Source organism: Cetobacterium somerae (assembly GCF_022430525.1).
Lineage (GTDB): Bacteria > Fusobacteriota > Fusobacteriia > Fusobacteriales > Fusobacteriaceae > Cetobacterium_A.
The window spans coordinates 578,888-591,836 of record NZ_CP092519.1 but is presented as its reverse complement, the minus strand read 5'-3'; the positions used below and the strand labels follow the sequence as shown (position 1 = coordinate 591,836).

The window sequence follows — 12,949 nt, the reverse complement described above, 5'->3', positions numbered from 1 at the left end:
GATTGACTCCCTTTTATTTTTTGGGTCAACAAAAAAAGTCTATAAAAAAAGGAAATTACTACTGTAATTTCCTACAAGATCAAATTTAAAATATATCAAAAAAACATACATTTAAAATCTATCCTTGTAGTCTGCCAATTTACGGTGGCAGGTAGAGACTCGTTGACCTTATTTCAACTATTATACAAGTTTTATTTATTTTGTTTTTTAATACTTTTCCTATTTCAATACTAACACACTGTTCTATTTTTTTCAACTATTATTTTTTTATAAAAAAAAATTCTCCGAGCTTTAACTCAGAGAATCCTTATTTTTCTTATACTTTTTGCTTCTTTAACTTTTTCTTCATTCTATCAATAAAGTCTTCAACCATAATGTATAGAACTGGAATTACTACTAGTGTTAGCAGTGTCGAGAACGATAATCCAAATATAACAGCTATAGACATTCCCGAATATAACTCTGCTCCCTCTCCAAATCCTAAAGCAAGAGGTATCATTCCACATACTGTTGTCATTGTAGTCATTAGAATTGGTCTTAATCTTGTTTTACATGACTCTCTTACAGCATCATTAAGTTCATATCCTCTTTCTCTTAAAATTTTAATAAAGTCAATAAGAACTATGGCATTATTAACAACGGTTCCTGCTAGCATTATTATTCCAATCATTACCATCATATCAAATGGAGAGTTTGTAATTAATAATCCTCCATAAACACCAATCATTGCTAACGGTACTGATGCTAATATAATTCCTGGAAGTAAGAAGTTCTCAAATTGTGATGCTAGAATAGCATATATTAAGAATATTGAAATTCCAAGTGCCATTCCCATTTGAACAATTGCTTCGTTAAATAACTGTGACATTCCACCCCACGAATAAGATACACCTTTTGGCGGGTTAGTTGCTTCAAATGCATTTACAATTTCATTTTGAACTTTACTTAATCCAATTCCACCATCATTTGCAGAAACTGATGCATAGAATATTTTATCTGTTTTTGTTACTTCTGATGCTCCCTCTGCCATAACAACGTCTGCCACATCCGAAACTTTTACAAATTTACCATCTGCTCCTCTAACATTTAATTCTTCTAAAGTTGAAACCTTAGTTCTTGAATCTTTTGGTAATCTTATTAAAACATCAATCTCTTCTGTTCCTGTTTTTACAGATAGTGTTTGTCCAGTTGCTCTATTTCCTCCAAGGAAAGAGTAACTTATTGTTCTACCTATATCAAATGGACTAATTCCATGTGCTCTTAATTTATCTCTGTTTAAGACAACTCTAGCTTCTACATTTCCTGGTTCTATACTTGATGTAATATCTATAATACCAGGATTTTGACTAATTTTATCTTGCACTTGTTTTGCTATATTTTCAGCAACATCTAATGAATCAGAAGATATTCTAAATTCAACGTCTCTGTTTCCACCTGCTGATTGATAGTCATCTTTTAAGTTAAACTTAATTCCTGGTATCTTTTCTAATTCAGGTCTTAAATTATCCATTACTTGGAATATTGATACATCTCTATCAGTCTTTGGTCCTATGTCAACGTTTACAATACCTACTCCTGTTTTTACAAGAGAGATATATGTTTTCGTTAAAGGATTATTTTTTACTACTTCAACTGCTTGCTCTGTAATCTCTTCTGCTCTTTCAACAGAAAGCCCTTTTTCTAGTTCTAAAACAACAGAATATCTACCATAATCTTGTTTCGGTATAAACTCTGTTCTTGTTAACATTGGCCCTATTACCATCATAACCATAAATGTTAAAAATGCTAATGCAACTGTTTTCTTTCTATTTGTAATTGCCCACTCTATTATTTTTTCATATCCACTTTTTACTTTTCCAAATATCTTACCCTCTTTAGTAATATCAGCATTAGCTTTTAAAAATCTACTTGCTACCATTGGCATTAGAGTCAATGATACTATTAAAGCGGCAACGTTAGAGAATATTATTGATAATGACATATCTCTAAATATCTCTCTTGCAATACCAGGAATAAATAGTACTGGAATAAATACAACCATTGTTGTTAATGCTGATGCTAATATTGCTACAGCAACTTCCGATGCTCCATCTTCTGACGCTTCCATTACTGGTTTTTTTAATTCCGTTATGTGTCTATAAATATTATCTATAACAACAACTGAGTTGTCCGTTAGCATTCCTACTCCGATAGATAATCCCATTAAAGAGATAACGTTTATTGTTACTCCTAAAAGAGATAAGAAAGCAAATGTAAATATAATAGCTATTGGTAATGCTAATGATATAAGCATTGTAGCTCTAATATTTTTTAAGAATACTAAAAGTACTATTGTCGCTAGAACAAGTCCTGTAACAGCATTTCCTTTTACTCCTGAAATTGATGAATTAATATTTTCAGAGTAATCCATTACAGTTGTTACTTCTACACCTTTAGGAAAATATGGTTTCATCTCTTCTAAAGCTATTTTTGCATTATCTGTAATTGATAAGATATTTCCATCCGTAGATTTTTCAATAACTAACATTACTGATGGTTTTCCATTAAGTTTAGTTATCTCACTTTGATCTTCAGTAGTTAATACTACATTAGCAATATCTTTTAATCTAAGTGTTTTACCGTTACTTCTTAAAATCATATTTTCAAATTCATCTAAGTAGTTAAATTCTCCCATAAATCTTGCAACAACATCTTTTCCTCCAGTTTTAATAACTCCTAAAGGAACATTTATTGATGATGTTTTTATTAAGTCATACAATTCATTCGGTGTTAAATTATATGATGCCAATTTATCTGTATCAAATTGAATTTGAATCTGCTTATCTGGAGATCCTAATGTATCAACACTTCCAACCCCTCCAATTCTTTCAAATCTTGGAGTCATGAACTCATTTACAAATGTTGTTAATTCTAAGAAATTTGGACCTGATACGTTTAGCATCATTGCAGTATTTCCTGAACCTGCTAACTTTTTCTGTGTCGTAGGTTTTGATGCATCATCTGGTAACTCTCCTGATATAGCATCAATCTCCCTTTGAACATCTCCTCTTTTTAAATCTATGTTTACACCATAATCAAACTCTATACTTACAACTGATCTTTCAAATGATGATGTAGACGTTATCTTTTTAATTCCATCAACACCTGATAGTGAATCTTCTATTTTTTTAGTAATCTGACTGTTTACATCTTCTGGAACAGCTCCATTCCAAGTTGTAGTAATTACAACCATTGGAATATTCATATTAGGAAGCAGTTCAGACTTCATTGATAGCATCGAAACAATTCCTAAGAATACCATCGAGACCATTACCATTACTGTTGCAACGGGTCTACGTATAGCAATACCTGCTAATGACATATATCTTTCACCTCTTTAATTTCTATTTTGTTTCGTTATTTATTGTAATTTCATCTCCATCAGCTAATCCGAATATACCATCAGATACTACTAAATCTCCTGGTTTTAATTCTTCCGATATAACCTCAATATTTGGTTTTATTGTAGCTCCTGTTACAACCTCTATTCTTTTTGCTTTTCCATCTTCTATTTTATAAACATAACTTAATAAATCTCTTATGAAAACTGCTTGTTGAGGTACAATAAGTCCTTCTCTTTTCTCAGTTGGAATTACAACCTTTGTATACATTCCATCTTTCAACTCTTTTGTCTTATTCTCAATAGATATCTTTACTGGAAACTTTTTAGTTTCAGGATCTGCTATTGGATTTATAGATTTAATTTTTCCATCAAACTCTTTTCCACCTAAATCAGAAACCATTAAAGTCACTGGTGATCCCTCGTTTAATGTACTTAACCAATAACCTGGGAAATCAACAGTTATTTCCATTACATTCTCATCTACTACTGTGAATACAGTTGAATTAGCTTCTACTATATTTCCAGATTTTAAATTTAAGTTTCCTACTAATCCTGTTAACTCAGATTTTCTAGTTAATTTATCGTAGTTTGATTTTTTAGCTGTATAATCTGCTAATGCATTTGTATATGCATCTCTATAATTTAAAAACTCCAATTGAGATATCATTTGCTTTTCATAAAGTTTATTAAATTTTTCAAAATTGTTTTTTGTTGACTGTAAATTAGCTTTTGCTGCATCATAATTTGACTCGGCTTTTGCATCTGTAAATTTTACTATAACTTCACCTTTTTTTACAAAATCTCCATTTTTCTTTAACACTGTTGATACAGTTCCTTGTGTATCTAATGTATGATTTACCTTTTCTTGAGGCACAATTGTTCCATCAGTTGTATATATATCTGAAACTTGTTCCTTTTTAACTTGTGATGCTACTACTGGCTTTTTTGGTTTTTCTACTACTGCTTCTTCTTTTTTCCCACAAGCAGTCATCAAGATAGCTGCCGCTGTTAATATGAATAATCCCTTTTTCATCTTTCCTCCTAAATATTAAATAAGTGATGATCTATATTTTTCAAATGCTACATAATAATTTAATACTGCTGAGTTATAATCTACAGCTGCCTGTCTATATTGACTTTCAGATAATAAATAATCTACAGTTGAAATTAATCCTGCATTATATCTTTCTGTATCTATATTGAAATTCTCCGTTGCTGCTTCTAAAGCCTTATTTCTAGAGTCTCTTAGTTGTTGTAAACGTATTAACTCTCTATAATTTTTTGTAACAGATAGTTTTATATTATCTGATGTTAGTTCTTGATTAATAGATTCTATATTCTCATTGTTTTTTGCCACATTATATTCATCAATTCCGCTTCCGAATGAAAATACATCCCATTTCACGGAAACCCCACCTCTCCATTCAGCGTTGTCAAAGCTATTGTCAAAGTGATGACTCTCTTTTGCTGTTCCATATGTTGCAAAAGCATCAACTTGTGGTAATAAACTTGATCTTGCTACAACTTTTTCAGCTTGAGCATAGTTAACTTTATTTACTGCTAATTTAGCAGACAAACTATTTGTTAGTGCTTGATCTAAATCTTTTCCAAAATCAATTCCTGATGTTAAGTTTTCTGGTACTTGGAAATCTTTTAAAGTAATCTCTTCATTATTTGGAATCATTAACTTTAATTTTAAATCTTTTTTAGCTATCTCTAAATTTGTTTTAGTCCCTGTTATTTGTGCCTCTAAATCTAAAATAGAATATTCAGTTTTTAAAAGATCAGCTTTTGTAACTAATCTTAAATTTAACTGTTCACTTTGCTTATCATATCTAGCTTGTAACTCTTTCCTAGATGCCTCTAAAACTGTTAAATCTTTTTCAAAATTTATTATACTTGAGTATAAAGATATAATATCTAACCTAACATCTCTTTTTTCAGATAAAAGATAAATATCTGCCATATTTTTTGAAGCTTCAGCTCCTAAAATTCCACCTGTTATAGCTCCTCCTCTAAATAAAGGTTGATAAAGACCTATTGTTTGTGAATATCCACTTTTAGCTCCTATTCCTGTTGTTCCATCCGACTCAACTATATCTAGCATATTTCTATTTGTATGCTCTGCTTTTTGATATTGTCCATTATATGTTACTGTTGGTAAAGCTGTTTTAAATGCTCTTCTAACATTTAACTTTGCATTTTCTTTTGATAGTTCTGATGTTTTTATCGTTTTTCCATTTTCTAAAGCTAGATCAATTGCACTTTCTAATGTCAGTTCTCTTGAAAAGGCTGCTGTTGAAAGCAATACCAGTAATCCTAATAACTTTTTCATTAATTTCCTCCTGTTAGTAATTTTAAAATTCCATTTACCACTAATTCGACTTCTTTTTCTAAGTTTATATTTCTTAATCGTTCTCTAAACTCTTCTATATCACTTATAAAATAGTCATCTGTATTTTTATAGAATAATCTTTCTAATCTATATGATTTTATTCCACCCATAATAAAAATTATAATGGTATTCATTTCGTCTTCTGTATAGTTTATACATGGAATATTTTTTATTATAGCTTTTAGAAACTTTCTGTTTAAAATTTCTATTTTTAGAAGTTTTTCTCTAAGAACAGGTGTTAAATGCTCTAAATTTCTTGTTAAATTTATTAATATTAAATGAGAGTTTAAATTATCTGACGATATAACAAATCTTTTTATTATAAATATTTTTATTTGTTCTCTGTAATTATAGTTACTTTCTAAAAGCTCCTCTAATTCATTTTCTCTGATTTCATACACTCGATCAATAATTTCCTCTAAAAGTTGATCTTTTGATTTAAAATATGTATAAAAACTTCCTTTTGCAATTCCTAAATAATTAGTTATATCTTCAACTCTAGTTTTAAATATTCCTTTTTTTAACAAAACATCTTTTCCTGCTTCTAATATCTGTTCCTTCTTTCCCTCCTTTAGCATAAAGCCCCCTTATTTCATTTTAAATTTAAAATGACTAAATAGTCACAGACCATTTTAATCTATAATGACTATTTAGTCAATGCTTTTTTTATATTTTACCATACATTATGAGCATTTGAATTAAATCCGGACGAAGTAGAGTAGTATTTCGCATCAATCGGTTTATCTTCGTGTATTAATATTAATCCTTTCGTTGATTTCACTGCTTGTGCTGACAATTCGTTCTCATCCAAATTATTATAAACTTGACTCTGAGTACTATCAACTATATGGAATCCTTGCTTTATATATCTATTTCTTAAAATATCTTTAGCTGCATAAGTTCTTGCAGCAATTGCTTGAACTTTAAGAGCTTCTAGCCCAAAACTTTGTGGCATTTCACTTGGTACAACTTGTAATAAGTAATCTTCTATATTTATTTCATTAATTAAATTTAAATTTTTTCCACCTTGAGCTAATCTTATTTCAAATTCACCTCTATATGTTGGATATTTATAATTTCTCACATTTCTCCTTATGTTTGTTACAGAAATCATTTTATTAGATGTGATATTTATAAAATTTCTTGTCTTCAATCTTAATTTATTTTGAACAATTACTTGTGTATATCCATCTTTTACTACAAAATCAACCGAAGTTCTTGGATTTATATTTACATTTCCATCTTTACTTTTTATCTTTATGTTTCCTAAAGAAAACATTGAAATTTTTGAATGATTAAGAGTTGAAAATCCACTGTTCATTATACCAACTCTTATTTTATCTCCTATCCCATCTACTGATCTCATATTTTTTAACTTTGTATCTGTATAATATCTTTGTAAAACTTGCTTGTATGAATATCCCTTATTTTTAGTTAAATCCATGGCAGACCATTGAGGTATACCAGAACCATGTCCAAATCCTCCACCATAAATATTAAAACCACCATTTCCTAGCTTTTCTATTGCTATAAATGCTGATGGTAACATACTTGGATTTTTTGATATTGGCTTATCATTATAGCTAGCACTTCCTCCTTTGGCACCATAAATATTTACTACACTGTCTACATTATTTTTACTTAAACTTAGTAAATTTCTAATATTCCCCTCTTTTGCAACAATGTATTCTCCTCTAGTTCCTTTTATTAATAATTTTGTTACTAACCCTGATTTCCCTCTTTCAAGAACTCTTAAAGTTATAACTTCACCAACTGGATTTAATGGAATTTTTTTAGCTATCCATTCTCCTTTTTCATAAGTTAATACCTCTTTTGGTCTTCTTGAACTTAAAGTTACTAAATTTTTATTTAATACATTGCTTATCTCTTTTTTAGTTAAAGTAACTTTCCATCTCCAATAGTTTGAATTATCTCCATGTCCCTTAACTTTAGTATTTTTATAAAAATCTAAAAATTCTTTTTCTTTATAAGACTTAATTGGAACTTTTGGGAACTCCATATCATTTACATATTTTAAATATGGTATCGGTCTTGCCACTGGTATTTTATCTTTAGAATAGCTCCCATATAAATCAACTCTATCTCCTTTTAAATTAGATGAAGAACTCCCTGGTCTTTTATAATAATCTTTTTTTGAACTACTACTACATCCTGCAAAACTTAATAAACAAATACCAATAACTATCATATTTTTTATATTTTGCTTTTTCATTATAACTCTATTCCTTTTTCACTTATATATTTTCTTACTTTTTCGAGCTCATCTTGAGTATCTACCCCTATTATTTCAAATGGTGTTTCTAAAACTTTTATTTTATATCCATTTTCTAAAACTCTAAGCTGCTCCAATGATTCTGAATTTTCTAAAGGAGTACTTTTTAACTTTGCATATTCTAAAACAAATTCTCTTTTGTATCCATAGATACCCACATGTTTAAAATATATATCTAAATTCTCATTTCTTGGATATGGTATTACACTTCTTGAAAAATATATTGCATAATCTTTTTTATCAGTTACAACTTTTACATAATTAGGATTTTCAATATCCTCTTTTTTTAAGAGTTTATGTTTTAATGTTGCCATTTTTAAATCCTCTTCATCTTTAAATACATTAATCAATGAGTTTATCATATCTGGCTCTATCAAAGGTTCATCTCCTTGAATATTTATAATTACATCATAATCAGTTATTTTTTCACAAACTTCAGCTATTCTACTAGTTCCATTTAAATGATTTACATCTGTTAATATAACTTCTCCTCCAAATGATTTAACTGCATCAAAAACTTCTTGAGAATCTGTAGCTACAATTACTTCATCTAAATTAGATTTCATAGCTCTTTTATAAACCCATTCAATCATTGAATGCCCACAAATATCTTTTAATGGCTTTCTCGGTAATCTTGTTGATTCATATCTTGCTGGAATTACTCCTAAAAACTTCATTTTACAACCTCCAAAATTCAATGTATAATAAGATTATACAAGAATATCATATTAAAAAAAAGAGTTTTTATACTTAAAAAGGAGAAAATTATGCTACGTATTTATTTTGTAAGACATGGTGAAACTGTTTGGAATACACTAAAAATTTTTCAAGGAAGATCTAACTCTCCATTAACAGAACTAGGAGTTGAACAAGCTAAAAAACTTTCTCACCACTTAAAAGATATTGATTTTAAAAAAGTTTACTCATCACCACAAGATAGAGCTTTACAAACAACCAAACTTTTACTTGGGGATAAAAATATGGAAATAACTACCATTGATGAATTCCAAGAAATAAATATGGGAAAAGTTGAAGGAATTCCAAGAGAAGAGTTTGAAAAAAATTATCCTATTGAATACCATAATTTCTGGAATAACGCTATGGATTATAATCCGAGTGCTTATAATGGTGAAAGTTATGAAGAGATATTACATAGAGTTAAACTTGGATTAGAAAAACTTATTAAAGAAAATAATGATGGAAATATCTTAGTTATTAGTCACGGTGTTACGCTAAAAGCTATTTTTAATATTATTAATGAAAAAGGTATTGACGAGTTCTCTAAGCAACCTGTTCCTGAAAATACAAGTACAACTATTGTTGAATATGATTCAAATGGCTTTAAAATTATTAAATTTTCTGACACTGAACATTTAAAATAATTTTTTTGCTGTTGACACAAAGGAAATCGTATAGTATTAAAGTACTAATGTTATATATTGCTATCTATTTTATTTAGGGGGTGAGTTTTTTTGGGAGATAAGTTTAATGTTAATATAAAAGTTATGGGTATTGGTGGCGGTGGTATAAACGCCCTTGATGAAATCGTTTCTTCTCATATCGAAGACGTTACTTTCTTTGCACTTAATACTGATTTACAAGATTTAAACAACTCTAAAACTCCTCATAAAATTCAATTAGGACCATCAACTACAAAAGGACTTGGATGTGGTGGTAATATTGAACTAGGAGAAAAAGCTACAAAAGAAAGTTTAACTTTTATAAAAAATATCTTAAGAGGTACTGATTTTTTATTTTTGACTTCTACTATGGGAGGTGGAACAGGTAGTGCTGCCACAGCTTTGATTGCAAAATTGGCTAAAGATATGAATATTTTAACTGTTGCAATTGTTACTAAACCATTCTCTTTTGAAGGCAAAAGAAGAATGAAAATTGCTGAAACAGGTATTAAAAATCTTAAACCTTTTGTTGATTCTCTTATTGTTATTCCTAATGATAAACTTTTAGATAACTCAACTCCTAATATAACAGTACAGGAAGCATTTAAAAAAAGTAATTTTGTTTTATTTACTGCTGTCAAAGGTATGACAGATCTTATGTTAGCTAAAGGTCTAATTAATTTAGATTTTGCTGATATAAAATCACTTTTATTAGACTCAGGAGAAGCTATTTTAGGATTCGGTGAAGGCGAAGGTGAAAAGAGAGCTGAAAAAGCTGCTCTTGCTGCTGTTGACTCATCTCTTTTTGAAAGAACTATTTTAGGTGCAACTAAATTCTTAGTAAATATTATTGGACCGAAAGATTTAAATTTGATGGAATCTAGTATTATTGTTGAAACAATAAAAAAAGAGTGTCGTGCTGAAATTGATGATGTTTTATTTGGAGTTTCTATAGATGAAAACTCTGATGATACAATTAAAGTTATTTTAATTGCAAACTCTTTTTTAAATAAATAATAGTAATAAAAAAAACGGTTTAAAATAAAAACCGTTTTTTTAATCTAAATTTTTTAAGAATTCTTCTGGCAAAGGTAATTCTATTTTTATTTTATATTTTGGTATTTCACAATAGTATGAAAATAAAAACATATTTTTTCCACCTTTTCCATATTTCCCATCTCCAACGATAGGATGTCCTAAATTTGATAATTGCACTCTTAATTGATGTGTTCTTCCTGTTTCAAGTTTTCCCTCTAAAATAGTTTTTCTCTTACCAATTTTTAAAACTTTAAAATAAGATATACTTTCTTTTGCTCCATCTTCATAAGAATCTAACTCTATTACTTTTGTTTCTTCTTTTTTTAGATAAGTTTTTAAAGTAAACTCTTTTTTAGTAATAATACCATCAACTAATATATAATATTTTTTATCTGTTTTTCCCTCTCTAACCTCTTCTGCTAATTCTCTTGTTACTGCTAAACTTTTAGCTCCTATAACTAAACCAGATGTAGATTTATCTATTCTATTTACAAAATTAAATTCATCTGTTTTATAGTAACTTTTAAAAAGTTCAGAAAGGCCGTACTCATGACCACTTCCTTTATGCATAACTAGATTAGCTTCTTTATTGAAAATAACAACTTTCTCATCTTCATAAACAATTCCACTTTTTATAGTGTTCATATCTTGAGGTAATATTTTTATAAAATCTTTTGCAACTGTTTCTCCACCAGCTATTAAAACTTTTACAATATCGCCTTCTTTTAATCTATAGTTTTCTTTAGATTTTTTCCCATTAACTTTTATTTTTCCAGTTCTTATTCCTTTAAAAATTTCTGTTAATGGAGTATTTTCATATTTTTTTCTTAAAAATCTATCTAATCTAACTTCATGAAAACTAGAATCTATAATATATTCCATTTCTTACTCCCTATATATATTTATGCTTTGAACTATTCCTAGCATTGCAAATGCAAACAAAAATGACGTTCCACCATAACTCATAAGAAGAAGAGGTAAACCTGTAACTGGCATTATCCCTGTTACCATTCCAATATTTATAACTATATGGAAAAAGAAGATAGCTGATATACCATAACAAATCAGTTTTCCATAACCTTCAGATTTATCACCAATTCTCATTATTCCCCATAAAAGTAAAATATAAAGGATTAATAACACACATCCACCTATTAAACCTCTCTCCTCTAAAAATACGGCTGCTATGAAATCTGTATGCGATTCAGGTAAAAATCTCAATTTACTTTGAGTTCCTTGCAAAAATCCTTTTCCAAATATGCCACCAGATCCTACAGCTATCATTGATTGCGTTACATTCCAACCACTACCTAACAAATCAGCTTCTGGATTTAAAAATGTTAATACTCTCTCTCTTTGATAATCTTTTAATAAGAAAAAATACCCAATTGGAGCCATTGAAATTCCTATAAATGCTAAGATTATTATAGTTTTCCAATCTATACCATTTATAAAAATTAAGATTAAGTATAAAAATATTATAACTAATGATGTTCCTAAATCTGGTTGAGCTGCTATCAATAAAAATATAGGTAAAACATGGATACTAGTTGCTATAATACTTTTAAATCCAGAAAATTTGTTATTATATTTTGTAGCTAAAACTTCTGAAAAAGTTAAAACAATAAATAATTTTGAAAATTCAGAAGGTTGTATAGTTATAAATCCTAAATCAATCCATCTCTGAGCTCCTAATCTTTTATCACCTACAATAAATACTAGCAGCAATAAAATAACGTTCACAAGATATATAATTTTGTAATATTTTCCGTATACTTTATAATCTATAAAAGAAAAAATAAAATATGTCAATACTCCTAATCCTATCCAAACAATTTCTTTATAAAAAAATGATGTTCCTTTATGGATAGTTGCACTATATACAGTTAATAAACTTATTAAAACTATACATAGAGCAATATATAAAATCATATTTTTCATTTTTTTTATTCTTTTTATAGTAACTACTAAATCATGATTTTTTCCCATTAATTTCTCCTATTTTCCTGTATGACCAAATCCACCTTCAGCTCTTACAGTTGTTGATAACTCATCCACTTTTTCAAACTCCATCTTATAAACTTTTTGTAAAACTAATTGTCCAATTCTTTCTCCTGGATTTACTATAAATTCTTCATTACTTAAATTTATCAATATAACTCCAACTTCTCCTCTGTAGTCTGAATCAATCGTCCCAGGAGTATTAACTAAAGTTATACCATGCTTTAAAGCAAGTCCACTTCTTGGTCTCACTTGCACTTCATATCCATAAGGTATTTCCATCTTAATTCCAGTTGGAATTAATTTTCTTTCTAAAGTTTTTAATGTAACTGATTCTGTTATGTTTGCTTTTACATCCATTCCAGCTGCACCTTCTGTCATATACTTCGGTAATTCTACTCCATTTTCTAGCACTAATTTAACAATAACGTTTTCCATTT

The 12,949-nt window shown here is 28.7% G+C and carries 11 protein-coding genes and 1 riboswitch; of the genes, 2 read left to right on the top strand and 9 right to left on the bottom strand.

Features of this window, described 5'->3' with window-relative positions:
* Nucleotides 1–107 precede the first annotated feature (107 nt).
* A riboswitch (purine riboswitch) is annotated at nt 108–208 on the bottom strand.
* Between the two features lie 108 nt (nt 209–316).
* The 6 genes from MKD34_RS02600 to kdsB all read right to left on the bottom strand — a co-directional run bounded on the left by MKD34_RS02600 (nt 317) and on the right by kdsB (nt 8,747).
* Complete coding sequence (locus tag MKD34_RS02600) at nt 317–3,361, bottom strand: efflux RND transporter permease subunit (protein ID WP_240219603.1); 3,045 nt, start codon at nt 3,359–3,361, stop codon at nt 317–319.
* 22 nt (nt 3,362–3,383) lie between these two features.
* The gene (locus MKD34_RS02595) at nt 3,384–4,415 is read right to left on the bottom strand and encodes an efflux RND transporter periplasmic adaptor subunit (protein ID WP_240219602.1); all 1,032 of its coding nucleotides are present in this window, start codon (nt 4,413–4,415) and stop codon (nt 3,384–3,386) included.
* Between the two features lie 15 nt (nt 4,416–4,430).
* Nucleotides 4,431–5,717 carry a TolC family protein gene (locus MKD34_RS02590; RefSeq protein ID WP_240219601.1) on the bottom strand — a complete coding sequence of 429 codons (1,287 nt, stop codon included), beginning with the start codon at nt 5,715–5,717 and terminating at the stop codon, nt 4,431–4,433.
* On the bottom strand, nt 5,717–6,355 hold the full coding sequence (locus MKD34_RS02585) for a TetR/AcrR family transcriptional regulator (protein WP_240219600.1): 639 nt from the start codon (nt 6,353–6,355) through the stop codon (nt 5,717–5,719). The genes MKD34_RS02590 and MKD34_RS02585 overlap by 1 nt, the downstream gene beginning before the upstream one ends.
* 95 nt (nt 6,356–6,450) lie before the next feature.
* Complete coding sequence (locus tag MKD34_RS02580; protein WP_240219599.1) at nt 6,451–8,010, bottom strand: SpoIID/LytB domain-containing protein; 1,560 nt, start codon at nt 8,008–8,010, stop codon at nt 6,451–6,453.
* Nucleotides 8,010–8,747, bottom strand: coding sequence for a 3-deoxy-manno-octulosonate cytidylyltransferase (gene kdsB / locus MKD34_RS02575; RefSeq protein WP_023050946.1), 738 nt, complete (start codon nt 8,745–8,747; stop codon nt 8,010–8,012). The genes MKD34_RS02580 and kdsB overlap by 1 nt, the downstream gene beginning before the upstream one ends.
* Before the next feature lie 90 nt (nt 8,748–8,837).
* Between kdsB and MKD34_RS02570 the strand changes: the two genes are divergently transcribed.
* Nucleotides 8,838–9,452, top strand: coding sequence for a histidine phosphatase family protein (locus tag MKD34_RS02570; RefSeq protein ID WP_240219598.1), 615 nt, complete (start codon nt 8,838–8,840; stop codon nt 9,450–9,452).
* A gap of 90 nt (nt 9,453–9,542) precedes the next feature.
* A complete protein-coding gene (ftsZ, locus tag MKD34_RS02565) occupies nt 9,543–10,487 on the top strand; it encodes a cell division protein FtsZ (RefSeq protein ID WP_240219597.1) in 945 nt (314 codons plus the stop codon).
* A 39-nt stretch (nt 10,488–10,526) separates the two neighbouring features.
* Here the strand turns inward: ftsZ and MKD34_RS02560 are convergent, their stop codons facing one another.
* The 3 genes from MKD34_RS02560 to dut are packed head-to-tail and all read right to left on the bottom strand — an operon-like array spanning nt 10,527 to nt 12,947.
* Entirely contained in the window at nt 10,527–11,390 is an 864-nt protein-coding gene (locus MKD34_RS02560) for an RluA family pseudouridine synthase (protein WP_240219596.1), read from the bottom strand.
* 3 nt (nt 11,391–11,393) lie between these two features.
* Nucleotides 11,394–12,497, bottom strand: a complete 1,104-nt coding sequence (rodA, locus tag MKD34_RS02555) for a rod shape-determining protein RodA (RefSeq protein ID WP_240219595.1) — start codon at nt 12,495–12,497, stop codon at nt 11,394–11,396.
* Between the two features lie 9 nt (nt 12,498–12,506).
* Entirely contained in the window at nt 12,507–12,947 is a 441-nt protein-coding gene (gene dut / locus MKD34_RS02550; RefSeq protein ID WP_240219594.1) for a dUTP diphosphatase, read from the bottom strand.
* Nucleotides 12,948–12,949 lie beyond the last annotated feature (2 nt).

Bases quoted from the DNA above. Each gene is read 5' to 3' on its own strand.
- MKD34_RS02600 (WP_240219603.1), bottom strand. From the start codon at position 3,361: ATGTCATTAGCAGGTATTGCTATACGTAGACCCGTTGCAACAGTAATG.
- MKD34_RS02595 (WP_240219602.1), bottom strand. From the start codon at position 4,415: ATGAAAAAGGGATTATTCATATTAACAGCGGCAGCTATCTTGATGACT.
- MKD34_RS02590 (WP_240219601.1), bottom strand. From the start codon at position 5,717: ATGAAAAAGTTATTAGGATTACTGGTATTGCTTTCAACAGCAGCCTTT.
- MKD34_RS02585 (WP_240219600.1), bottom strand. From the start codon at position 6,355: ATGCTAAAGGAGGGAAAGAAGGAACAGATATTAGAAGCAGGAAAAGAT.
- MKD34_RS02580 (WP_240219599.1), bottom strand. From the start codon at position 8,010: ATGAAAAAGCAAAATATAAAAAATATGATAGTTATTGGTATTTGTTTA.
- kdsB (WP_023050946.1), bottom strand. From the start codon at position 8,747: ATGAAGTTTTTAGGAGTAATTCCAGCAAGATATGAATCAACAAGATTA.
- MKD34_RS02570 (WP_240219598.1), top strand. From the start codon at position 8,838: ATGCTACGTATTTATTTTGTAAGACATGGTGAAACTGTTTGGAATACA.
- MKD34_RS02560 (WP_240219596.1), bottom strand. From the start codon at position 11,390: ATGGAATATATTATAGATTCTAGTTTTCATGAAGTTAGATTAGATAGA.
- rodA (WP_240219595.1), bottom strand. From the start codon at position 12,497: ATGGGAAAAAATCATGATTTAGTAGTTACTATAAAAAGAATAAAAAAA.
- dut (WP_240219594.1), bottom strand. From the start codon at position 12,947: ATGGAAAACGTTATTGTTAAATTAGTGCTAGAAAATGGAGTAGAATTA.